Consider the following 22646-nt stretch of genomic DNA (forward strand, 5'->3'; position numbering starts at 1 on the left):
GTCGCACTGGCAAACGTGTCCCCTTGGATTTAGACCCCAGCTTGTCCCCTAGGGCTTTAAAAATCGCACCGGCCATGATATAATAGTCATTAAATAACGATGACTTTTATGTGGCGCTCACCGATTCCCGTCGGTGGGTGTTTTTTTGTATTCACTTACAAGTACAATTGTATTTCTCTCAATAAAAGAAATCAACACTTTTTTAAAAAATGTATACATTTTTACATTAGTACAAATACTAATGTAAAAATTAGTATTTGTATACTCATTCAAAATGCCTCTATTGCAGTCTACATAGAGCTCATGTATACATTTTTACTTTTACACACTTGTATTTGTATACATGTACTAATTTTTGTGCTATGCTTTAAGAGCATTACACTACATATTTATGAGGTGATATTTTGGATAGCAAAGTCATAACATTTTCAAACTTTAAAGGCGGGACTGGCAAGACAACTAATAGTACAATGACTGGTATCGAGTTGGCACGTCGTGGGTATAAAACACTATTAATAGATTTGGATCCTCAAGCTAACGCCACTAATTTATATTTAAAAACTAAAAATAACGTCGGCGGTGAAGTAACTTCTTTTGATGAAACCTTGATGACCGCAATTAAAAACAAAAACCTCAAACCAGCTATCATCAACGTAATCCAAAATTTAGATATTCTTCCATCCTCAGCTGACTTTTCTTTATATCCTAGATATATGGAGAATATAATTTCTGACTACACCGATCGTGTAAAATACTTGTCTACCTTAATAAATCCGTGGAAAGATGACTATGACTACTTGTTGGTAGACGTTCCACCTACAATTAGCCTAATCACAGATACCGCATTATATATGACAGACTACGCGATTGTCGTTCTTCAAACTCAGGAAAGATCGCTTCAGGGTGCCCAGGCATTCATCAAATACATGCAAGATCAAATTATCAATGAATTCCACGCTCCGACATTAGATTTACTAGGAATATTGCCGGTTTTGCTGAAAAATGGTGCCCCTGTCGATAAGAGCACCTTAGCTAAAGCAATTGATATATTTGGTAAAGAAAATATTTTTGACATAACAATTAAAAATATGGAACGCTTAAAACGATATGATGTAACCGGGGTGACATTTAAAGATCAGTTTGATAAAGCAGTTCAAGACGTATACTCCAACGTTACTGATGAAATATTTAGCAGAATGGCTGGTGAATAGGAATGAGCGGATTATTAAACAATCCCAATCTAAAAAAACAACCAAAGACGGACCCACTTGATCGTGGACAAGATATCAAACCCAAAAACACCTTTACTACAGATGATCTTAAAAGTAATAATGGCAAACCATCAAAACCGGGAAAAAGCGTTGCAGATTCTGTTACTTTTTATGCTAACGTTAGAATCAACAACCATATTAAGAACAAAGCGGAAGCTTTATCTGGAATTGGTCTATATAAATCTCAAAAAGATGCCATTGATAACGCATTAGACTATCTCATTGATTCTTTAGACGCTGAAGACAAGCGAAAATTTACTTTTCAATTAGATATTCTGGAGAGTAGAGACGCCCGAACTAGGGGAAAATAATATCGCGCTCTCAGACAACACGTTCAGCTTTTAGACGTATACTTGTCCGTTTAAATTAAGCAGAATGCACACAAAAAAGTCCTCTATTATGCGGAATAGAGGGCTTTTCTGAAATCAGTACATACAGGCTTTGCTTAGGAGCGTTGCTTGTGTCCATTTAGGACATACACAATCATAGCACGTATTTGACAACTATATACACGTATAAGCAAACAATGCACGAGAATGCGTTTATATGGTAGATTGTAAAGAAAGTGGCTCATCAACAATTGAACAGCCTATTTTCCACTACTGGATCAGCCAAATTAACAACTAAAAACAAACAGACGAACCTAAGACGTGCCCTTAAACAAGCGGCCAAATCTCAAGTTGATTTACCATAGCCCCAAAAGGGAACCGATCTTCACCGGGTCTACCAAGCCCAGAAGAAGTTAGCACTAGCTACTGACAACTTAAAAGCGGGTAACCAGCAACTAGCACTTACCTTAACCAAGTTAGAAACTCAAAACACCGCTATATCTAAACTGTCAATAGCTTCTCAAAAAATTAATTTGGGTAATCAGAAAATAAGCCAGGGTCAGAAAAAATTGTTAGTAGGTCTCAAACAATTGGCACAAAAAGAAGCTTTAACGACAGCTTTGAGAAAAATTAAGCATACTAAGAATCGACAGATCAGCCAGGCCTTCAGTCATACCTACTTAGTAGGAGCGGTGATTGTTTTGATTCTGTCACCAATTGCTTTGTTGACAGATCGTAAGCCATTAAAAAGTTGAACTGGGAGCTAGCCATTAACTTTAATACGGATTACTAGCTAAATCTAAAAGGGGCCTCGTATTCGAAGCCCCTTTTGGTATGGTGTAAACAGTTTTAAAATATATTGTTTTTAACTAATTTAAATCGTCGCTGTTGCGTGCGTTTACTAATCCCCGTCTTTCGTTCAATCATTTTATAGGTCATGCCTTGTTTTCGTAATTCGTAGGCAAATCTGATTTGTTCCTCAGAATACGTTTTCGGTCGCCCTTCCCGAAACAACGGATCATGTTGCTTGGCATACACTTTACCTTCTTGTGTGCGCGTGACAATCATATCGCGTTCAAACTGCGCAAAGGCGCTAAATATTGTAAAGACTAGTTGGCCAGTCGGCGTATTGTCAATTAAGCCCATATTCAAAATGTTAACTTTGACATTTTCTTTAAACAACTCTTGGATAATGGCTAAGGCCTCGCGTGTGTTCCGCGCAAACCGATCCAACTTAGTGACAATCAAAGTATCGCCTGTTTTTAGAACGCGCAACAGTTTTTGAAACTCCGGTCGTTCGGTAGTTGTGCCGGTAAACTTTTCTTGAAAGATTTTTTCTGCTCCTGCCAATTTTAGTAACTCAATTTGATTTGCTAATTTTTGATCAGTGGTACTGACCCGCGCATAGCCATATTTCATCTTTTTATCTCCTTACTTATGTCATTAAGTAATGACACGGTTCTAACCCTTTAATTATACAGTATCAAAAAAGAGGCCACAACTGTTAAGTTGTGGCCTGGCTAGTTCTATTAATTATAAAATTTGTTAGTAAACAATCAAAAATCATTGTGAAGTGGACCTAATTTATTTTGTACGAACAGCATTCAGATTAATTTTACAATCTAACCGATAACGATTTAAATTTTATCGTCAGTGTTGCTGACAACACTGCATCCTGTTGCCCGCAACACCCTTGACCGTTGTTGGCAACACCCAACACTGTTGCACACAACAGTCACTTTTATGACTGCTGCCGGCGTGCTTTGATCAACTCACGCGGCGGAAACCAGGCGTATTGCGTCCGTTCAGTCGCCTCATGGATCGTACTGCAACACTCATCTGTTGCGATATAACAAACATCTTCATCGTGATTAGCGAAGATAAACTGCCGAATCTGCCATGCCGACCACAGTGGTAGCCTTAATCCAGGTATCTCCGGCAAGTTAGCCGGAACAACTAAGTCAACATGACTACTAGGCAGCCACTGTTCGATCGCCCATTGCGTCAACTGGTGCGTATAAATCAGCATTGCGCGCACCTGCGCCAACTTCTTAAGTAACTTCCGCTTGCAGATATGCACCCGAACAATCACTTGCCGTTGTGTTTGCGGCTGCGTAAAAGTCACAAAGGTTGCCTTACTAGTAGTATAAATCGAATCGTACCAGCGACTGCCGATCCATGAAGTTTGCCCCCAGCTAGGTGTGCTCTCCGGTACAAACGAATTCTCCCCCGCAAAATAAAGCGGCTTCCAGCCCAATCTACGTGCTACCCAATGCCAAAATCGCGGACTCGTTAATGACCGCTTACTATACTCGCTGATCAAATCGTTAGACTTACAAGTGGTCAAGATGCAACGCCCATTGATCCCAATCATAGCCGTATAGTATCGCTTACCTTCCATATTAACCGCATGCGCTAAGCTAGCGACATAAACCGTATCAGGTCTTATCACAAATTCATCACTCAACTCAACCAGATCTAACCGCGATTCGATCTGCTCCAAATCAAAATACGGTACGTCGTCGTTAATAAACTTGGGTTTTCGAACTAACATTTTTTAACCCCTTTAAATATCGACGATAATAATTAGCTACATTAATGTAAGCAGTAAATAACCGACCGACTTTCACTTGCACGATTTCTGGTTGTTCATCCATCAAAAACACCTCACCAATTTATTTGATGAGGTAATCATAATCCATATGGCGGCCACAGGAAATACGGTCGGTTATTTACTGCTTACCATGCTTCCGGTCGACGGTGCAGAAATCGCTAAGAGCATGAATTATCGCCTCATCGCTTATAGTGAGCTGGGAGTCAAAGAGTACGCCGCATCACTGGAATTAAGCCCTGACGCCTACTGCACGATCGGCACAAGGGACGATGGGCTGAACGAATACGAAATCTATTACAACGATACAGCGATGCCGGAACGCATTAACTTTTCCCTGCTTCACGAGATTGGCCACATTTACCTCGGTCATCTGGACGAGGATAAAAAAGAGCCGGTGTTCGCCGAAGCAGAAGAGAACTTCTTCGCGAAATATGCCATTGCGCCACCGCCGCTCATCAATGAGCTTAGGTGCCAGAATGCAGAAGCACTACGCAGCTACTTTATACTTTCCCGCGAGTGTGCTTCTTATGCTTACGAATACTATACCAAATGGTTAAACTGCAGGCCGGAATATACTGATCTTGAACGTGAACTGATTAAACAGTTTGACCCATCACTATCTCAGATGTCTTTCAGATACCAGCTGCCACCGGCATCCTCGTATGGCTTCGTTGCAGAGGAGGTACTGCCATTTTATTAGACGGAAAGCACTGGCCTTCATTATTACGTGGAGGTCGGTGCTCTTTTTATTGTTGAACGGTACCCTCAGTACACCGCTATCGTTATATCACCGGCACAGCGGACGGCGCTGTCATCAAGCGGATGTACGACAATAAGCTGTACTCCCAAAATCAGCAGTACCCCTACGGTGAAAAGGGCGAGGACGATCATGTACAGGTTATGATGAGAATCAGCCCCAGCCACCCTTTTTCTCTTTTCTTAATTTTGTTCTCTATCTCTGTCCAGGTCAACAAGTATTACATCCTTCATATCTTGGCCTTCATTCTCTCAAAGTCTACTTTGCACAAATCGATATCAGACTGTATTATATCCTTTATACCTTCAAGCTGTTCTTTACTCTTGTCCCACCATCGATATTCCTCTAAAAACTGAATAGTCTCCGGATCAGTACGCCATTTTATATGCTTCGCCGGTATACCCCCCACTATCTCGTAGGGCATTACATTTTTTGTAACAACTGCACCAGCCCCGATAACAGCTCCATCACCAATATGGACACCTTCCATAACAATTGCCCGAAGTCCGATCCACACATCGTTTCCGATGATGACCTTGTCCCGCTTTCTTTTACGGAACTCTTCTGATTCAGCAAAAGGATGCGTGCTGACAGCTTTATAATTATGTTCCCATGTGCTGATGAAGACGCCTTCTGAAATGGAACAATATTTACCTATCTCGCAGTTTTCAAGGGATGAATTCCGATTCACATAGCTTTCATCACCAATAGAAACATCTTCCGTAACAATTGTACCGGGATAAACTCTCACATTTTTACCATAATGAGCCTTTAGGGACGCCATATCACTTCTGATCAGAATATTATTTTCTTTATTGAATTTTTTAATCAAACTCCCTTTGTAGATAACCTTGACAAGATTCTTAAGCCTCATATGCTCCTCCGATCATGCTTTCGATATTCTCTTATGCATAAGCCCGAACATTGTTCTCAGATTGTCACTGTAGAAAAACCAGTTGATAGCAAGCAGCACCACTGCAGCAATCACCGCTGCAATAAGCGCGTTGACAAACCACACACCATAGCTATAGGTAGTAATATGAATCCAATGAGTGCAGACTGCAATAACAACCACACTGAGAAAATCAATGAGCAGCTGTCTTATATACTTCATCGGCTTGCGGTACAGGATATGCTGCGACAAATAGTGCATCTCGTAGATTCCAAAAAAACTGGTAGCGATCATCGTCCCTATAGCAACGCCAACAAGACCAAACTTAAAGACAAATATGATCGAAACCGAAAGGTTAAGAATAGCTTCCATCAAAGAAGCCTTCTGAGTCTGTTTATAATGGCCTGCTGCTTTTATGATGACAAACATCCCCTCACGTACAGTATTGCAAGCATAGGCAATGGTTATGATAATCGCAAATAATGGAACATTATAGTTCGCGTCATTTATCCCTCTTGTATATGTAAGGATGAACGGAACTATAAGCACACCCGATAAACTATAGACATAAGTACAAACCGTATGTATCATCCAATCATATACATCATATGATTTATTGAGTTTCTCCCGCTCCCCTTTCGCAATCATATCGCCGAACATTGCAAGAAACCCGGTTGTAAGAGCTGTAACAAAAGACTTTAGTCCGTTATTCACAAGAACATATACTGAGTAAATTGAAACATTTGATAAGGTAGAAAAAAGAGTTAATACAGCAACGTCAGCGTTCTGATAAACCATGTAGGCAATATGCTGGATGATTCCACTCTTTTTCTGTGGAACTGCATTGGGATCAGCCTTCGCTTTGTAGTTAATATGATAATGCTTCCTTGCATATCCGTACATAAATACCGGACGTGCCAGAAAAATCAACGAAGTTGTCAGTTTTACCAGCTGCACACTGCTACCATGCACCATGATGAATATTGCTGCTGCAGCGTTGAGTATAATCGTAACAGCATTAATAAAAAGCTGTACATATGAACGCTGATCAGCATTAAGCAAAAGCTGGTACGTAATTCCGATAAAATATTGCCCAAACTGTGAGATACACATTGCCCACATCAATGTCACTGTAAAGAGCACAGAAAACGAATCTTTAACGATAATCGGATATACAAATGTTAGAACGACAATATATGCTATTAAAATAAAACCGACAATTTTAAAAAACTTTCTTGCAAAGACAACTATACTGCTTACCTTTTCATCATCACCCTTTGCAAGTGGTTTATATAATGCCGAAGAAACGACCGCACCAATTCCCATATCTGCCAGATTAATAAACGACAGAAACTGTGTAATTGAACTAATAAGGCCGTTAACATTCGATCCGTAATATTTAAGAAAAAATCTCGGGAGAATAAAATTTACAAGCAGCAACGAAACCTGATAAATGACTCCCAAAACTGTATTTAACTTAAGCTTATTTAGCCTTTCATTCATAATAAACCGATCTCCACAATTGTTCTCCCAATCTTAACATTCCATTAATAGGCTTCATACTATTCAATGACAATATCATGAAAACCTTTCTATTAACCTCATAAGTATTTACTGACCCTCTTTTTCTTCTGTCTATATGATATATATCCTGGAATACTGGTTCCTAACAGCAACAGGCATTCTGGGAAATTAAATTTTCTTATGTCGCTGTGATGACTTATGTCCTTATACATATTGTATCGGATACACGCCTTAGCTTTATCACTAAAGCTCTTTAAATATTGAAGGTTCTGTGCTTCATGGAACATTCTTCCAACCGGATTCTGATAAGATATCAAATCCATATTCATAGTATATCCATCCTGCCTGTATTCACAGATTGTTATCGGCTGATCAAGCAAGATATATTCATATCCATCGTGATCGATTTGATCATATAGAAAAGCTTCTGTGATAAATTTCTCACCTTTAATAACAGGAAGCTTATACTCTTCAAGTTTTGATGTTTCAAAACATATTGTGGTATCTCCACTAAATGTTTTTCCCATAAATGAACCCATTTTGCAGATTTTCTTTTGCGGAAACTCTCCCTTTCCCATCTGTTTTCCATCGGCGGATGCTCTCCTCGCAATAATTCCGATAGTCGATTCGTTATTATATTTATCCGTAATTCATATTCTACCAGATGGTTGAAATGGATTTTTTGTGCTCTAATCCAGTGAAAACGATTTTTCTTACTGGATCGGAACAGTGTTCAGTTTAATTTTACAATCGGCGGATTATTTGTATTCATAGAATTCCCGAAATATGATAGATTATTACTCGATTATATGAGGCTCAGAAGAATAGCTGTAATAATTTGCTATAGCCAATATCAGCGTGGTAGTGAAAATCGTTGTCACTGATTCCGTCAAACCATTGATCATAATTACCGCAATCGCAATAAAAATAACTTTTCCTTCTTTTGTACTGGTATCCGTTTTTTTAACAGAAATAGTAAAAGCTATTGCATACAAAATAAATCCGACTACTCCTCCATCAAGAAATAATTCAAGAACAGCATTGTGAGCTTCATTTACTGATGCCATCAGTCCCCAATTATTTATAAAAGTATTTGTTGCTCCACGCCCAAGTCCCAAAAGCCAATTATGTCGAAGCATTCGTAATAGGCTTCCCCAAACAAGCGTCCGATCGGTTAAATCGCTTCTTTTCCCTAATCCACTAGTAACATTGATCCACACTTGACTTCCAAGTACCATATTAGAGGATAAGATTAAGAGTGCATATAATGCAAGTATAATCCCAATGATAATATATTTACTCGGATTAGCTTTCCAAAAAAGGATTGCAAAAAGTATAGCAAATCCCGCTACAATTAGTCCGGTACCGCTCCCTGCAAGAACAATTGAAAGTATTCCTACTGCCCAACATAATTTTGCCCTTAAGCGGATTTTTCCAAATTGTCTTAACTCATATAGCAAAATAATCATCAAAAGAGGTATTAAAACAATTGATAAACGATTTTTCCCTCCAACAAAATATATTGCATCATCTGAACGGCCAGAAATTATAATAGTAAGAAAATTTGCAATCGTCACCAAATATCCCAATATTGCGATAGCACTCAGCACAGAATCAAAATCAAGGAAAAATAAAGCAAAGAGAAATGTATACGAAATTATAGAGAATAAGAGTCCCGTACTGATTCCTTGATAGTGGGCTGTCACGACGAATGTCTCAATAGAATAAAGCAAAAAGAAAATTGCAAATCTGTCTTCCGGTATCGATTTTTTCGCAATTACGAAAAACGCCAATATAGCTGTTCCAAGAATCAGAAAAATTTGTGTTAACGTTCCACCAAATCTATTAATCCCTGAAAAGCTGAAAAAAGGTATTAATGCCAAAATCAATAATAAGATTTTTAATCGCTGATTATTACTTTTTGCCATTTTTCACCCTTTTCGTAATACCATGAAGCAAAACCATTAGTTGTCCTTGTTCATATCTGGCAGAAGATATCTTTAATTTCCTTTCAATATTCTTTTTGCTATAGCCTTTTTTCTTAGCAAGTCTTGAATACATACCAATAGACAAAATATTATAAGGGAAAGACTTTGTTCTGATATCAAGTACTGTGTTATAAGTGTATCCCTTAAAATTGTTCATTAGAACGTCGTCTGTTTTGTTTCTCGTCAGACCGTCTTCCAAGTACTCACATTGATAAATAACATGGTTGTACCATCTAATCTTATAACCATCTATTGCAATTCTATTCCAAGAAGCACCTTCAGCAAGAAACTTCTCTCCCTCAAATTCCGGAAATGAATATTTCTTCATGATAGAAGTCTTATAAGCTTCGGCCTTATCTCCTTGTAATTTCATTTTGACTCTATCGATATTGGTCGCATCTATATAAGAATCATCATTTTTTTGTCCACCAATAACACCTTGCTTACCAGTATACTCTCTCAATCCAGCCAAACCAGCATATTCATCTGATGCCACCTCAGAACAATGTCTTTCTAAGAACTCTATTGCATCCTCAGTTAATGTATCATCACTATCCAATATCAGAACATATTCTCCTAATGCCTTTTGTACTCCATAATTTACTGCTCTATGTTTTCCACCATTTTCCTTTTTGTAATATGAAATATGAAATTTATCCTCACTGAGCCATTCAGAAACAAGTTTCTCTGTTCCATCAGTGGATCCGTCATCTACTATGATCCATTCAAAATTATAATTGGTTTGTTTGCGCAAAGAAGCATATGCTTTTGGTAAAATATATGCTCTATTAAATGTAGGTGTCAAAACGGTTATCATTTAATACCGAACTCCTTAAAAATTTCATTGAATCGTTCCAACTGCCATTCATGTGATACATATTCTTTCTTGAAACCATTCATCAATCTTTGGTTATTTCCATGGTTATAAAGATATTGCAGCTTTTGAGAAATCTCATCTTTATCTTTTACATTTTTAATTACATCATATTCAGTTAAATTGCTGAATAAGTCCTTGCAACCCATTCGGTCTGATATCAGTAAATCGCATCCACAATATAATGCCTCAATAGCGGCAAGGTCAAAAGTTTCAAAGGTGCTGTTCTGGACATAAATTCTCGACTCTGACAGAACCTGAAAAACATCTTCATGCGAAATCAGTCCGAGCCATTCTGTATTCGGAAGTGACTTGATTCTTGCACTGTCTACATCATCGGCGCCAATAACTTTAACCGGAATTTTTTTATTAAAATCAAGTGAAGCTTCTGCAATTGTCAGAATATTCTTCTGCTTCAATCCTCCGCCTATAGAAACGATCTGTTCTCTTCTTGAGATATTTTCAATTCTGTTATGGAGTATTTTTTTAATATCGACACAATTAAATATGTAATCAAATTTTGTCTCACACTTAGGCATCCTATGCTTCATAAAATCCATAAAGTATTTTGACACACATATAGTTTTATCGGTGTTTTCTACAATGAACTTTTCATAACTCTTCAGTTTATTTATCTCATCGTCATTGATTAGTGGATCATTTATTTTCTTTTCAAACGAACTACACCCATGCATTACATAAAATATTTTTTTATGTAATTTCTTAGCCACCTTCACAACCATATAATTCAACTGTGATTTTGAACAAATGACAATAGCATCGGCAAAGATTGAATTAAAGAGAACCTCTCTTACCCTTCCTTCCTTAGATTTTGCCTTTGAAAGCCTAACACAGTGTGCATTTTTTAATGATTGCAAAATCTGCTTATTTGCTGTTCCAGGTCCATTATCTGATTCAAAATCCCCTACCAAGAAAAGTTTTGCCATTGTTCCACCCCATTTATTTTTGTATCTTCTCTTCTTTTTTAAACATTCTTGCACCCTCAAACATACATCTCAATGCAGTTCTTGTGCTTGAATCTTCAATATAACAATATCTTCTAAAAAAGCAGAAATGTAAAATTAAAAGCCAATAATACTTAGAAGACATTCTATAATAAAGAGCACCTTGCTGTCGGCAATGCTCAGGTGTGCCATGCCTATCCCACGAAGATTCTCCAGGTTGTAATTTTCCTATTACAATAGGAATATAATATATTTTTAACCCTTTACGTACACAGTCAAGTAGAAAGATATTCTCCTCACCCCACGGGATTTCAGAACCCGCACCAAATCTTTCGTCAAATTTCAAATTATTCTTTACAATGCTTTCACGCTTATACGTAAGCATCGCAGAATTTAATTTTAGTGTCCAAAGCGGTTTCACTCGTCCTGGCCTTAAATGATGACGTTCCTTACCATCAGGATAAATAAAAGAAAAAGCTATAATATCAGCGTCCGTATATTTACGATATGCTTTTTCTATTATTTCTTTGTAATTTTTTCTATAAGTCATATCATCATCAGACAAAGTACAGATATCACCTATTGCCTTTTCAATAGCATGATTTCTACTTCTACTTAACCCTTTTTCAGTGTATGAGAAGCACCGGTTTTCACCTTCTTTAATTTCAAAATCGCTGCTATCATCTTTTGTGATTTGATTTATAATAACTGATTTTCCTGAAACCCCTTCTCGTACTTTTAGTTCGTCGGGATCCTTCAAGTTCATAGTTGAGATCAATAATTCAACATTCATTTTCATTCTAAAATATCCTGTGTATTGTTATTATCAAAAGGAAGTCTGTCAATATTTGTTGCTTACAAGTGTTAAGATCCTATTAGCGGTTTCTGAATAACTAAATTTACTAATCATATTATTATCAACTGCCGCCTCTTTTGCTTTAAGTCCATCGGTTATTCCACGTGCTATTGACTCGGGATCCAAAACATCTATAAAATGAGTCCTATCTGAATATTTCATCAAGTATTCAACCTGGCCACCAGTAGACGGACAAACTATTTGACACCCGGAAAGTAAGGCTTCTGCGTATGTTAGACCATAAGGTTCTGATTCACTAAGAGAAACAAATACGCCGCATCTCCTATAAATTGACGATATCTGATCATGTTCAACTCTGCCTATAAATTTTGCATTAACATTAAGTTTCTTTGCTTTATGCAAAAGATTCTGCTTTTCTGGTCCATCTCCCGCGATAATAAGTTCATATGAATTTTTACTCATCAATGAGACTGCCTGTATTATCCGCTCAACGTGTTTACTAACTGCGAGTCTTCCAACGAAGAGAACCCTTTTTTGTTCATCAGGCGTTCTACTGCCAATTCGATTGACTTTCGACAAAAAATCTTCGTCCACCGCCAGATGAGCTACACCATCGACATGAATATTCCATATTCTCTGGTTAATAGCTGCCGTGAAAGAGCTGTTGGCAATTACGCAATCAGCGTAACTTGTCATCTTTTGGGTTAACGCAGTCGCGGCCAGAGTTTTTGCTATTCCATACGATTGCATATTGAAGAATCCATGAAGGAAATATACTTTCTTTCCTGTTTGGATACTCTTTAATGAAGTTCCGTATTGTAAGGAGGCAATTGTTAAGTCTGTGTTATTTTCATTCACAATATTTGAAATTTCAGACTTCTTTGTTTGCTTTATCTTGATTTTTTTATTTGTAATACTCCCCTTTTGTGATGTCAGGATCGAGACATCATGTCCTAACTTTTGAAAAGCTTTTGCTAACGCCTCATCAAAAGTGGCCACTCCTCCAAAATATTGATCAGTAATAACAGGTCCCAGAATTGCTATTTTCATATGCTCTCTCCAGCTTATTAGCCAGAGAAGATCCTCTTACAAATCTTTCTGGCTACTTCATAGTTTGTCGGGATTACATGCAATAGAACAAAAGCCTTTGCTTTTCCATAATCGGCGTTCAGTACTAGACTTGTGTAAGGATTGTCCTTGTACTTCAAACATTTAAGCTTCCGAACTGCTTCCTGATAAGCTTTCTTATTGTCATTAACTGCTGCTACGCAACAAACCTGTATCAGTGTGTAAATATATCGGTATTCAAAGTACTTTCGCAGATCTTCTCTATATGAAATATCATCTAAAAAATGCGTCTGCTTCTTTGCACGATCTGATACTGTCTGATAATAAGTAAGCTTACCTTTATAGCTTCCGCTTACGCTCGCATGTCCTACCCGGTAGTTATATAATTCTTGATCCACACATACTATTTTCTTTGCATGGATCAATAGATCTACATAAACGCTGTCGCTGTATTCCGGGAGAAGATCAGCCATGTGAATTCGTTCCGCCAGGTCGCGTCGGATCAGCTTATTCCACGGCTGAGTATTTCTCTCTATAAGATTCCAGTCCAATTTTCCTTTATAGGGCTTAAACCATTTTGCTTTGGTTGTGACTGTCTTAGGATAAAAACTGTAATTGCAATATACGTAATCAGCGTCGTTTTGCTCAGCTGCTTTCAGCAGCACCTCATACATATTAGGGTTGAGAAAATCGTCATCATCTAGATATACGATATACCCCCCCGAGTATTTTTGAGCCCGGCTTGACGTGCTTTAGCTATGCCCTGATTCTTCTGTGTCATCACATTCACATTACTGTATTTGTCGGCGTAATCCGCAAGTATGGAGCCTGATGCATCAGTTGAGCCGTCATTCACATCTACAACTTCCAACTGATCAAAGATGGTCTGATGCATGACAGAATCAAGACACTTTCTCAAATATTTTTCCGCATTGTATACGGGAATAATTACGCTTATCTTAGGGTCCATATATAAATCCTCAATTTTTTAATGCAATTCTGCCCACAAACCTAGCTATTCTATAATCGATAGGAATTACTTTTCTTAAAACAAACGACCTCATCTTTCCATGATTATTATCAAGAATAACCTTCACATATCTATTAGATTTAGGATTAAACTTCTTAAGCTTTCGCCTGTTTGTATAATAAATTTTTTTATCAGCATTACAAGCAGCTATAAGCATTACTTGCAGCAGTGCGTAAATAACACGATATGTAAAATATTCATTCCATCCCTTTGTCAGAATAACCGAAGCCTCAAGTTGCTTTTTAGTTTTATCTACATTCTCCTCATACCACTCGGTTTTATGCATATTATTTGAAAGACTGGTATGGCCAACACGATAATGATAAAGCTGCTCATTAACAGTTACTATTTTGTTTGCCTTTATAAGGACGAAAGCATATGCTCCTTCTCCACAATGCTCCATCCAATAGGACATTCTTAAATCTATTAACAAGCGTCGGCTTACAATCTTATTCCATTGTTGAGTATTTCTTTCTATAAAACGCCAATCCCTTTCTTGACCTGTGTATGGTTTAAACCAATTCTTTTTCGTTTTTATTTGTGCTGGGTAAAAATCATAATCACAATATGCTACATCTGCACCTATTTCCTTTGCAGAATTATAAAGTCGTTCAAACATATTGTTTTCGATAAAATCATCGCTATCCACCCATCCAACAAATTCTCCTCTTGCCAACTTTAACGCTTTGCATCTACTTTTTACAACGCCCATATTATCTTGATGATACGCATGAACGAACTCATATTTCGCCGCATACTCATCAACGATACTTGCTGATGAATCATTTGATCCATCATCGATTACTATTACTTCCTTTTCCTTCAGCGTTTGGCTTACAACTGAATCCAAACATTTTCTAAGGTACTTCTCCGCATTGTAAATAGGTATTATAATACTGACTTTTATTCCTTCTACCGAACCCTTATTCATTATCTATTCTCAACCCTTATTCATTATCTATTCTCATATAAGTTAAATATTTTAATTGGCATCATGCTTTATTGACTTCAATGAGCCATAAAGGATTAACCTTTCTTATTGTTATGATATAAGACACCTATTAGTTGTTATGGAAAAGATCCTTCGTGTAGACCTTTTCTTCTACGTCGTCCAATACCTTGTCATATCGGTTCGCAATGATCACATCAGAGCCGTTCTTGAAAGCTTGAAGGTCGTTGACGACAAGACTGCCGAAAAACGTCTCTCCATCTTTTAGTGTTGGCTCGTAGATAATGACCGTTGCGCCCTTCGCTTTGATCCGCTTCATGACTCCCTGTATAGAAGACTGCCGGAAGTTATCGCTGTTGCTCTTCATCGTCAAGCGGTACACACCGATCGTGATCGGACGTTCCTTTTTCTCATTCCACATATTGGATGAGCTATATCCGTAGTAGCCTGCCTTCTTAAGTACCTGATCAGCGATGAAATCCTTCCTTGTCCGGTTGGACTCTACGATCGCTTGAATCAGATTCTCTGGTACATCTTTGTAATTTGCCAGCAGCTGTTTGGTATCCTTCGGTAAGCAGTAGCCACCGTAGCCGAAGGAAGGATTGTTATAGAAATCACCAATACGTGGGTCGAGGCACACGCCCTTAATGATCGACTTCGTGTCGAGTTCTTTCGTCTCCGCGTAAGTGTCAAGTTCGTTGAAATAAGAAACGCGAAGCGCAAGATAAGTATTGGCAAAAAGCTTGACCGCTTCTGCCTCTGTGAATCCCATGTGAAGGACCTGTACATCCTCTTTCAGAGAAGCGTCTTTCAGAAGACCCGCGAATGTTTCTGAAGCTTTAACGACATCCGGATCATTCTCATCCCAGCAAACGATAATTCTGCTTGGATAAAGATTGTCGTAGAGAGCTTTACTTTCACGAAGGAACTCCGGGCTAAATAGAATTCGATTTGTGTTGTATTTCTTCCGAACGGATTCTGTATAGCCAACCGGAATCGTAGACTTGATGATCATGAAGCAATGATCATTGACGGCCATAACCTGCTCAATGACAGATTCAACAGCCGATGTGTCGAAGAAATTCTTCTGGGAGTCGTAATTCGTCGGAGCGGCAATGATAACAAAATCAGTATCCGCATACACGGCATTGGATAGATTCTCATCCCAGTCTTTGCCGTTATTCCACACAGCATGAAGATCGAGTTTCCGCTTTTCAGCTTTCGCTTCTGCGAAGTACTTCTCTATGTACTCGTCCTGAATCGGACTCTTCCATTCGTTAAGGTCATTAACCTTCTCTTCGATTATGTCTACAGCCGTGACTGTATTCTTCTGCGATAAAAGTGTTGCCAATGACAGTCCAACGTATCCTGTTCCTGCTACTACGATCTTCATGTTTTCTACCTTTCAAATCTTTTTCTTGTTCAACCCAATCCCGGTGCCTTTCACAAAGGCCCAGCATCCTACTTCATATGCGCTACGTACCACACTGTGCTTCTCTATCTCGTGATATAGCTGCCAGTGGTACTTTGCCTGCTTAAGCTTGTTGCTACTTACTGACCCTTTCCGGCCTAACCTATATGTCCCGAGCACTTCTTCCATTCCGTAGCAGTACTTCGTCTTCTTCAGAACCTGTAGCCACAGTGCAAAATCATTTCTCTTCCGGATCAGCGAAACTTCAAACTTTCCTAATGCTTCCTGATCGTACATTGCTGTCAAGTTTCCGATTGGATTCGAGAGCCTGATGCATGTCTGGTAATCGATCTTTTTCGGCGGGATCATCGCATAGTGAAGAGAATGTTCGTCGGTGTCCATGCACGCGTACCCAGTGCACGAGAACTTCGCACCGGTCTTCTGCATGAAGGCAATTTGCTTTTCCAGCTTCTTAGGTTTCCACAGATCGTCGGAATCAAGGAAAGCCACATACTTCCCCGTAGCTCTTTTGATCGCTTCCGTCCTCGCCACAGCCGGTCCGCCATTTTTCGGCAGCTTGTAGTAGTGGATGTTCGGATACTTTTCCAAGTAAGGCTGCAAGACACTGATGGTATCATCCGTCGAGCAGTCATCCACGATCTGAACTTCCCAATCTGTGATTGTCTGATGAATGACCGAATCAAGTGACTCGGCTATATATTTGCCGCAGTTGTATGTCGGCATCACCACACTGACTAACAAAACTCTTCTCCCCTCGTCATGTTTCTATTTGCCCGGATCTCTACCGGGCCGTGTTTGCCACACAATTCTGTGGCTGTGTATCTACATCTCCTCTGTGACTATCTTTCACACAGGATTGACTCTCGCTTCTATAAAAGGTGACTTTGAAAGACCAATCCGATCCCGCCTTCTCCATCAATAAAGACATTTCCCCTGCACTCCAAAACCTCAGTAAAACAGCGCCTTCCCGGCGATGTCCTCTATGCAAGGGAGTCACTTGAAGATTTCCCATTTTTTCACCTTTTCCCGGTTTATGGGGCTCCCGACACCCAGAAAATTCGAAAAAATCGCCCAGAAGAGTGTGTAAACCCCTTGTTTGTATCAAAAGATTCACTTTTTCCGGCTGTTGGCTTTGAAAAAAGCCAGTAAATACGCGGGTTTCCGAGGCTGTCTTTAATGAAGAGGAGGTTCTGGGTTTGTCCACGAAAGTCCCTACTTTTGACCCAAAATCGTCAAAAAACGTCTCAAAATGCCCCGTTTTTGAAACCTCTTTTTTTCGACTTTCACTGACATTATTCCTCGACATTGTTTGACATTCATGGATCAGGTTTCATGTCCTTTTGATTATACAATGTTGAAAACATCGTCTTGTCTACAAAATCATCAGCATCTACCCAACCAATGTATTCAGAATTGGCCAGCCTTATGCCCTCTTGTCTGGTGACAAACAAACCTTTATTTGGTTGATCTATTACTTTCAGAAAATGATATTTGACAGCGTATTTTGTTGCTATTTTTAAAGAATGATCGAAAGAACCATCATTAATGACGATCACTTCGTAATCATCCAGGGTCTGATGTACTATTGAATCTAAACATCTCTTCAAAGTTTTTTCGGCATTAAAAACCGGCACTATAATTGCAACTTTGTGTAAATTATTTGCACTCATCTAGCCCCACCACCAGTGAAAATAATTTTGAAGGTCTCAAAAGCAATCTTGAAATCCTGCCACAACGAATAATGTTCGATATAGTAATTATCCAACTTGCATTTCTCGTTTGGTTTAAGATCATAGCCCCCATGAATTTGGGCATAGCCCGTTAATCCAGGGATTATTCGTAATCTTTGTGGAAATTCTGACCACTTTTCCGAAAACTTCTGTGTTAAAGTAAAACGCTCAGGGCGTGGCCCAACCAGACTCATATCACCCTTAATGATGCTCCAAAATTGCGGCAATTCATCAATTCGGGTTTTTCGCATAAAGCGACCCACCGCAGTCACACGGGGGTCGTTTTTCTTTGCCCAAACCGCGTCAGTCTTCTTTTCCGCATCATTGCGCATTGACCGCAACTTTACAATCGTAATCGGTTGCCCCATGTAGCCAACTCGTTGTTGTTTAAAAAAGACCGGCCCTTTAGAAGTTAATTTGATTAAAATGGCAAAAACGAAAATAATCGGCAAACTAATGACCCCAAAGATTGTTCCAGAAATGATATCGCAGATCCGTTTCCCGGTCAGCTGCGCTTTGGGAATTGGTTCACCAATCTCATCGACAAACGAATAATCTTGGCTGATATTACTACTCTTGTCTACCGAAACTCGCAAGGTAATCCTCCCCAACTAATGCTTAGAATAGTACTTCCAATAATTCATTAAACCATCGTGCAATGACCATTTTGGTTCAAAGCCAATACTCTTGAGCTTAGAGACGTCGGCCTTGGACTTTTGGATGTCACCCTTTCGTGCTTCCCTTTGGACAATATCGAGCTTCATTCCGGCAATGTCTTCATATGTATGAATGACGTCAATTAATGCCTGTTCATTCCCGTTGGCGATGTTATAAACAGTTGGTTCGTTAGTTTCGGTGGCGATCTTAATCAGCGCATCAACCACGTCTTCAACGTAAACATAGTCACGGGTTTGCCGCCCATCACCATAAAGCGTAAATGGTTGCTTGTTTTTCAGGCACTTAGTAACGATTGACAAGACACCCGAATACTCTGAATCGGGATTTTGCCGCGGCCCGTAAACGTTAAAGAATCTTACAGCCACAGTTGGAACACCATACAAGTGTCCATAATCAACGGTGTAACGTTCTGCTGCATACTTGTCGATCGCATAGGGAGTTAGTGGATCAACGTGTGAGTCTTCAGTCTTAGGGAAGTCTGCCGCATTACCATAAACAGCGGCTGAAGAACTAAAAAGCAGCTTCTTGATTGGTAAGTGGTGTGTACGAATGAATTCCAGCGTGTTGACTACTGATTCCTGGTTAACTTGGTGGGTATACCACGGCCGTGCAACTGAGTCGGCGACGCTCGAAACCGCCGCCAGGTAGTAAATGTAATCAAACTTCCCCTGGTTTAGCAGATTATGCATGAAGTTTTCGTCACAAACCGTGTGTTCATAAAAAGTGACTTGGTCCTTAATATCGGCAATGTTTTCCAACTTTCCCATTGACAGGTCGTCAACGATTACCACCTGGTCGCCATTAGCCACCAACTTGTGAGCCAAAAACGAGCCAATAAAACCAGCCCCACCTGTCACTAACACTTTCGCCATTTTTCAAATCCCCCTAGAATAACAAAAAATGCTTTTTTCTTATCTTCATATTGCATTTGTTTTATCACTATCTATCCCTTCAGTACTATCACTTATAAAAATAATTTTTACAGTTGCGAACATTATTTTTAAATCTTCCAGCACACTTGGGTGAGCAATATACATCAAATCCATTTTTAATTTGTTATAAGGATCAGTATTATACTTACCATAAACTTGAGCATAACCTGTTAAGCCCGCTTTTGCTTGCAATCTCAAATTGAACTCAGGTAATTTTTTTTCATATTGTGTTGCAATTGATGGTCTTTCAGGCCTTGGACCAACAATACTCATTTCACCCTTGATAATGTTGATTAGCTGAGGAATTTCATCAAGTCGAACTTTCCGTAAAAACTTTCCAATTTTCGTAACACGATTATCCTGATCTCCAGTACTCAAACGAGCAACCCCGTCTTTTTCAGCATCAGTCCTCATTGAACGAAACTTGATGACTTTAAATCGTTTGCCATTTTTTGTTAAGCGTTCTTGTTTGTAGAACACTGGGCCTTGATCATCAAACTTAATTAAGATTGATACCAATAAGAAAACAGGTGAAACCAGAATAAATACCAATATTGAAACTATCAAATCAAAACTTCTCTTAATAATTAAAAATTCTGGTTTTGGATGATAACGTCCAGTCGTCAAAATAGGTAAGTGCAAAATGTGCAAATTATCAGCACCACTCATGATCACATCACCAATTCTTGGCAGAATCATTACTTGAACGTTATTAGCTACACAGTATTTGAGTATTTGATTTCTTTGGTGACTATGAACGTCAATCAGGAAGATACAACCAATCTTCCCAGTTAACTGCTTTAATTTGAAATCATTTACTGATAAAGTTTTAACAATATTGAAGCGATTTTTTAGGCTATTGTTTTCTTGCCACTCTTTTAAGTCTTCCTGTTCATCATATACTACAATTGTTCTGATTACATCTGCATTTTTAAAGTACCATTTATTAACTGCCCAAGTACAGCCAATTGTCAAAATAATTTGAATTAAAAAAGCTAACAATAGCGGTAAAACATTCGGTAATCGGCGCATTAAGATAAAAACAATAAAGTACATCAATCCGTTCGAAATTAACAGCGCTAACGACTGACTATAAATAATTTCCGACCGCTTTGCCATTGAAATCATAAATGAATCATACATTCTGGCATAGATTGTATAAATAATCCCAAACAATATAATTATTGCCCAATTACCGTGATCATAAAACGGACTAACTATTTTATCTGCATAAAATGAATACCAGACCCCAGCAAAAACTAGTGACATTATAATTGGGTTAAGTAATTTAATAAATCTAATTAATATTTCTTTGAAAAAAGAATTGTTACTTGAATCTTCCATGCCTTTCTCCTACTCACTATATTTTTTCGAACTTCAAATACTTTTCAAGACCTGTTCCTAGATCATTATCAGTGGCAAATCCCAATTTACCTAATTCACTGATATCAGCTTGTGAAAATTTTATATCTCCAGTTCTTTCAGGTCCCATTGTCATTCTTAGAAGCTGTCTAAAATCTCTTAAGAAGCTGTCTAAAATCTCTTAAGTAATAGTGCTAAAAACGCTAAAACGACCATTTGCAGACTGGTGGTTAATTGACGCTCACAATTTTTCCAAAGTCGCCGACAATTCTCTAGCCAACTAAAAGATCGTTCGACTACCCAACGTTGGGGCATGACTTCGAATCGATGCAACTCATTGCGCTTCGCAACCTGCACGGTTGCGTTTAAATTACTGGCTACATCGAGCTGAAAATTAACGCCTGAATAACCACCATCAACTAAGACATTTTGAACCTGGCGTAAATGCATGGCATGTAAAGCGATCATTGCACTGGCCCCGTCTCGATCAGAGACGTTCGCTCGCGTCATGTGAATGGCCTGCGGAAAGCCATTAATATCAACTGCCAGATGGCGCTTAATCCCCGAGATTTTCTTACCAGCGTCGTAACCTTTGTTTTCAGCAGTAGCGGTGTTTTTGACGCTCTGAGCGTCAACGATAATAAAGGAAGTTAAAGCTGAACGTCCTTGGTAAGTTCGCCGAGCAATGACAATTTTTTTAAAACTTGTTCCAATAAAGAATCAGCCGTAGGCTCAGCTTTAGTTGACCAAATTTTGTAATAGTTGTAAACTGACCGCCATTCTGGGAAATCACCGGGGACTTGACGCCATTGGCAACCGGTTTTCAAGACATATAGGACCGCACAGAAGACCTCGTAGAGGTCATATTTTCGAGGCTTAGTTCGCTTACGAAAATTTTCTAAAGCTGGTCGAATTAATTCAAATTGTTGCCGAGTAATATTGCTGGGATAATTTTTCATAGCTTAAACTCGCTTTTTACATAGAAGTATATCAAAAATCATAGATCTTGGACAGCTTCTTAGACTCTTGCCAGCGACTGCTTCCATTTTATGAATAACTTCTAATAAAGAATTGGTCTTTCCAGTTGCAACATTATAAACATTATGTTTTGCATCTGATTGAAGTAATAATATTAATGCCTTAACCACATCAGCCACATAAATAAAATCACGTTCCTGTTTACCATCACCATATAAAGTAAACGGTTGATTATGCCGCAAACACTCCGTAATAATTGATAGCACTCCCGAATATGGTGATTGGGGATTTTGCTTTGGACCATAGACATTAAAAAATCGTGTAGCAACAGTTGGAATATCATATAAACGACCGTAATTAATTACAAATCGTTCTGTTGCAAACTTGTCAATCGCATATGGTGGATTGAAGTCAATATTTGAGACAGATTTTAAGAGACATTCAGAACCGCGTTTA

Annotated in this window: 22 protein-coding genes and 2 pseudogenes; 4 read left to right on the forward strand and 20 right to left on the reverse strand. The window is 38.7% G+C overall.

Annotated elements, in window-relative coordinates; translation table 11 throughout:
• Positions 1 to 404 precede the first annotated feature (404 nt).
• From EKM71_RS10150 to EKM71_RS10160, 3 genes are all read left to right on the forward strand, one after another.
• Complete coding sequence (locus tag EKM71_RS10150) at positions 405 to 1211, forward strand: ParA family protein (RefSeq protein ID WP_010010558.1); 807 nt, start codon at positions 405 to 407, stop codon at positions 1209 to 1211.
• A 2-nt stretch (positions 1212 to 1213) separates the two neighbouring features.
• Positions 1214 to 1582, forward strand: coding sequence for a DUF5388 domain-containing protein (locus tag EKM71_RS10155; RefSeq protein WP_020090532.1), 369 nt, complete (start codon positions 1214 to 1216; stop codon positions 1580 to 1582).
• Between the two features lie 608 nt (positions 1583 to 2190).
• Entirely contained in the window at positions 2191 to 2355 is a 165-nt protein-coding gene (locus EKM71_RS10160; protein ID WP_089122107.1) for an MFS transporter, read from the forward strand.
• A gap of 94 nt (positions 2356 to 2449) precedes the next feature.
• Here EKM71_RS10160 and EKM71_RS10165 read toward each other — a convergent pair whose 3' ends face one another.
• Positions 2450 to 3019, reverse strand: a complete 570-nt coding sequence (locus EKM71_RS10165) for a recombinase family protein (RefSeq protein ID WP_024855672.1) — start codon at positions 3017 to 3019, stop codon at positions 2450 to 2452.
• A gap of 322 nt (positions 3020 to 3341) precedes the next feature.
• Positions 3342 to 4154, reverse strand: a complete 813-nt coding sequence (locus EKM71_RS10170; protein ID WP_125574504.1) for a hypothetical protein — start codon at positions 4152 to 4154, stop codon at positions 3342 to 3344.
• A 148-nt stretch (positions 4155 to 4302) separates the two neighbouring features.
• Here EKM71_RS10170 and EKM71_RS10175 point away from each other — a divergent pair, with 148 nt between their 5' ends.
• On the forward strand, positions 4303 to 4914 hold the full coding sequence (locus EKM71_RS10175; protein WP_164504794.1) for an ImmA/IrrE family metallo-endopeptidase: 612 nt from the start codon (positions 4303 to 4305) through the stop codon (positions 4912 to 4914).
• A 286-nt stretch (positions 4915 to 5200) separates the two neighbouring features.
• Here EKM71_RS10175 and EKM71_RS10180 read toward each other — a convergent pair whose 3' ends face one another.
• The 18 genes and pseudogenes from EKM71_RS10180 to EKM71_RS10275 form a co-directional block, all read right to left on the reverse strand.
• Complete coding sequence (locus tag EKM71_RS10180; protein WP_125574506.1) at positions 5201 to 5845, reverse strand: CatB-related O-acetyltransferase; 645 nt, start codon at positions 5843 to 5845, stop codon at positions 5201 to 5203.
• Positions 5846 to 5857: 12 nt separating this feature from the next.
• The gene (locus EKM71_RS10185) at positions 5858 to 7366 is read right to left on the reverse strand and encodes a lipopolysaccharide biosynthesis protein (protein WP_125574507.1); all 1509 of its coding nucleotides are present in this window, start codon (positions 7364 to 7366) and stop codon (positions 5858 to 5860) included.
• Between the two features lie 98 nt (positions 7367 to 7464).
• Positions 7465 to 7965 (reverse strand): hypothetical protein, encoded by a 501-nt coding sequence (locus tag EKM71_RS10190; protein ID WP_125574508.1) that lies wholly within the window; start codon positions 7963 to 7965, stop codon positions 7465 to 7467.
• 219 nt (positions 7966 to 8184) lie between these two features.
• Positions 8185 to 9315: an O-antigen ligase family protein gene (locus EKM71_RS10195; RefSeq protein WP_125574509.1), complete on the reverse strand. Its 1131-nt coding sequence runs from the start codon at positions 9313 to 9315 to the stop codon at positions 8185 to 8187.
• Entirely contained in the window at positions 9302 to 10192 is an 891-nt protein-coding gene (locus tag EKM71_RS10200; RefSeq protein ID WP_125574510.1) for a glycosyltransferase family 2 protein, read from the reverse strand. Before EKM71_RS10200 ends, EKM71_RS10195 begins: the two co-directional genes overlap by 14 nt.
• Positions 10189 to 11196, reverse strand: a complete 1008-nt coding sequence (locus tag EKM71_RS10205) for a glycosyltransferase family 4 protein (RefSeq protein ID WP_125574511.1) — start codon at positions 11194 to 11196, stop codon at positions 10189 to 10191. Before EKM71_RS10205 ends, EKM71_RS10200 begins: the two co-directional genes overlap by 4 nt.
• Positions 11197 to 11209: 13 nt before the next feature.
• Positions 11210 to 12013: a glycosyltransferase gene (locus tag EKM71_RS10210; protein ID WP_125574512.1), complete on the reverse strand. Its 804-nt coding sequence runs from the start codon at positions 12011 to 12013 to the stop codon at positions 11210 to 11212.
• Between the two features lie 42 nt (positions 12014 to 12055).
• On the reverse strand, positions 12056 to 13081 hold the full coding sequence (locus EKM71_RS10215; protein WP_125574513.1) for a glycosyltransferase family 4 protein: 1026 nt from the start codon (positions 13079 to 13081) through the stop codon (positions 12056 to 12058).
• A 17-nt stretch (positions 13082 to 13098) separates the two neighbouring features.
• Positions 13099 to 14069 (reverse strand): annotated as a pseudogene (locus EKM71_RS10220) (glycosyltransferase family 2 protein).
• A gap of 10 nt (positions 14070 to 14079) precedes the next feature.
• Positions 14080 to 15060 (reverse strand): glycosyltransferase family 2 protein, encoded by a 981-nt coding sequence (locus EKM71_RS10230; RefSeq protein ID WP_125574516.1) that lies wholly within the window; start codon positions 15058 to 15060, stop codon positions 14080 to 14082.
• 130 nt (positions 15061 to 15190) lie between these two features.
• Positions 15191 to 16471: a nucleotide sugar dehydrogenase gene (locus EKM71_RS10235; protein WP_125574517.1), complete on the reverse strand. Its 1281-nt coding sequence runs from the start codon at positions 16469 to 16471 to the stop codon at positions 15191 to 15193.
• 12 nt (positions 16472 to 16483) lie between these two features.
• Positions 16484 to 17251 (reverse strand): glycosyltransferase family 2 protein, encoded by a 768-nt coding sequence (locus EKM71_RS10240; protein WP_225418039.1) that lies wholly within the window; start codon positions 17249 to 17251, stop codon positions 16484 to 16486.
• Between the two features lie 575 nt (positions 17252 to 17826).
• Positions 17827 to 18180 carry a glycosyltransferase gene (locus EKM71_RS10250; RefSeq protein WP_125574519.1) on the reverse strand — a complete coding sequence of 118 codons (354 nt, stop codon included), beginning with the start codon at positions 18178 to 18180 and terminating at the stop codon, positions 17827 to 17829.
• Positions 18177 to 18836, reverse strand: a complete 660-nt coding sequence (locus EKM71_RS10255) for a sugar transferase (RefSeq protein WP_125574520.1) — start codon at positions 18834 to 18836, stop codon at positions 18177 to 18179. Before EKM71_RS10255 ends, EKM71_RS10250 begins: the two co-directional genes overlap by 4 nt.
• 15 nt (positions 18837 to 18851) lie before the next feature.
• The gene (locus EKM71_RS10260) at positions 18852 to 19790 is read right to left on the reverse strand and encodes a GDP-mannose 4,6-dehydratase (protein ID WP_125574521.1); all 939 of its coding nucleotides are present in this window, start codon (positions 19788 to 19790) and stop codon (positions 18852 to 18854) included.
• Between the two features lie 45 nt (positions 19791 to 19835).
• Complete coding sequence (locus EKM71_RS10265; protein WP_125574522.1) at positions 19836 to 21194, reverse strand: exopolysaccharide biosynthesis polyprenyl glycosylphosphotransferase; 1359 nt, start codon at positions 21192 to 21194, stop codon at positions 19836 to 19838.
• A gap of 189 nt (positions 21195 to 21383) precedes the next feature.
• Positions 21384 to 22171 (reverse strand): IS5 family transposase gene (locus tag EKM71_RS10270; protein WP_080487858.1). Its coding sequence is split into 2 segments (ribosomal slippage): positions 21384 to 21913 and positions 21913 to 22171, totalling 789 coding nucleotides; the frame shifts between segments, so codons are not numbered across the junction.
• A 60-nt stretch (positions 22172 to 22231) separates the two neighbouring features.
• Positions 22232 to 22591, reverse strand: a pseudogene (locus EKM71_RS10275) (NAD-dependent epimerase/dehydratase family protein); the annotation flags it as partial.
• Between the last annotated feature and the right edge of the window lie 55 nt (positions 22592 to 22646).

This window comes from Levilactobacillus huananensis, from assembly GCF_003946145.1.
GTDB classification, from domain to species: domain Bacteria; phylum Bacillota; class Bacilli; order Lactobacillales; family Lactobacillaceae; genus Levilactobacillus; species Levilactobacillus huananensis.

Coding starts and splice junctions, on each gene's coding strand:
- EKM71_RS10215 (WP_125574513.1), bottom strand. CDS start 13,081: ATGAAAATAGCAATTCTGGGACCTGTTATTACTGATCAATATTTTGGA.
- EKM71_RS10210 (WP_125574512.1), bottom strand. CDS start 12,013: ATGAAAATGAATGTTGAATTATTGATCTCAACTATGAACTTGAAGGAT.
- EKM71_RS10205 (WP_125574511.1), bottom strand. CDS start 11,196: ATGGCAAAACTTTTCTTGGTAGGGGATTTTGAATCAGATAATGGACCT.
- EKM71_RS10190 (WP_125574508.1), bottom strand. CDS start 7,965: ATGGGAAAGGGAGAGTTTCCGCAAAAGAAAATCTGCAAAATGGGTTCA.
- EKM71_RS10155 (WP_020090532.1), top strand. CDS start 1,214: ATGAGCGGATTATTAAACAATCCCAATCTAAAAAAACAACCAAAGACG.
- EKM71_RS10185 (WP_125574507.1), bottom strand. CDS start 7,366: ATGAATGAAAGGCTAAATAAGCTTAAGTTAAATACAGTTTTGGGAGTC.
- EKM71_RS10260 (WP_125574521.1), bottom strand. CDS start 19,790: ATGGCGAAAGTGTTAGTGACAGGTGGGGCTGGTTTTATTGGCTCGTTT.
- EKM71_RS10170 (WP_125574504.1), bottom strand. CDS start 4,154: ATGTTAGTTCGAAAACCCAAGTTTATTAACGACGACGTACCGTATTTT.
- EKM71_RS10235 (WP_125574517.1), bottom strand. CDS start 16,471: ATGAAGATCGTAGTAGCAGGAACAGGATACGTTGGACTGTCATTGGCA.
- EKM71_RS10230 (WP_125574516.1), bottom strand. CDS start 15,060: ATGAATAAGGGTTCGGTAGAAGGAATAAAAGTCAGTATTATAATACCT.
- EKM71_RS10180 (WP_125574506.1), bottom strand. CDS start 5,845: ATGAGGCTTAAGAATCTTGTCAAGGTTATCTACAAAGGGAGTTTGATT.
- EKM71_RS10200 (WP_125574510.1), bottom strand. CDS start 10,192: ATGATAACCGTTTTGACACCTACATTTAATAGAGCATATATTTTACCA.
- EKM71_RS10195 (WP_125574509.1), bottom strand. CDS start 9,315: ATGGCAAAAAGTAATAATCAGCGATTAAAAATCTTATTATTGATTTTG.
- EKM71_RS10250 (WP_125574519.1), bottom strand. CDS start 18,180: ATGAGTGCAAATAATTTACACAAAGTTGCAATTATAGTGCCGGTTTTT.
- EKM71_RS10165 (WP_024855672.1), bottom strand. CDS start 3,019: ATGAAATATGGCTATGCGCGGGTCAGTACCACTGATCAAAAATTAGCA.
- EKM71_RS10265 (WP_125574522.1), bottom strand. CDS start 21,194: ATGGAAGATTCAAGTAACAATTCTTTTTTCAAAGAAATATTAATTAGA.
- EKM71_RS10175 (WP_164504794.1), top strand. CDS start 4,303: ATGGCGGCCACAGGAAATACGGTCGGTTATTTACTGCTTACCATGCTT.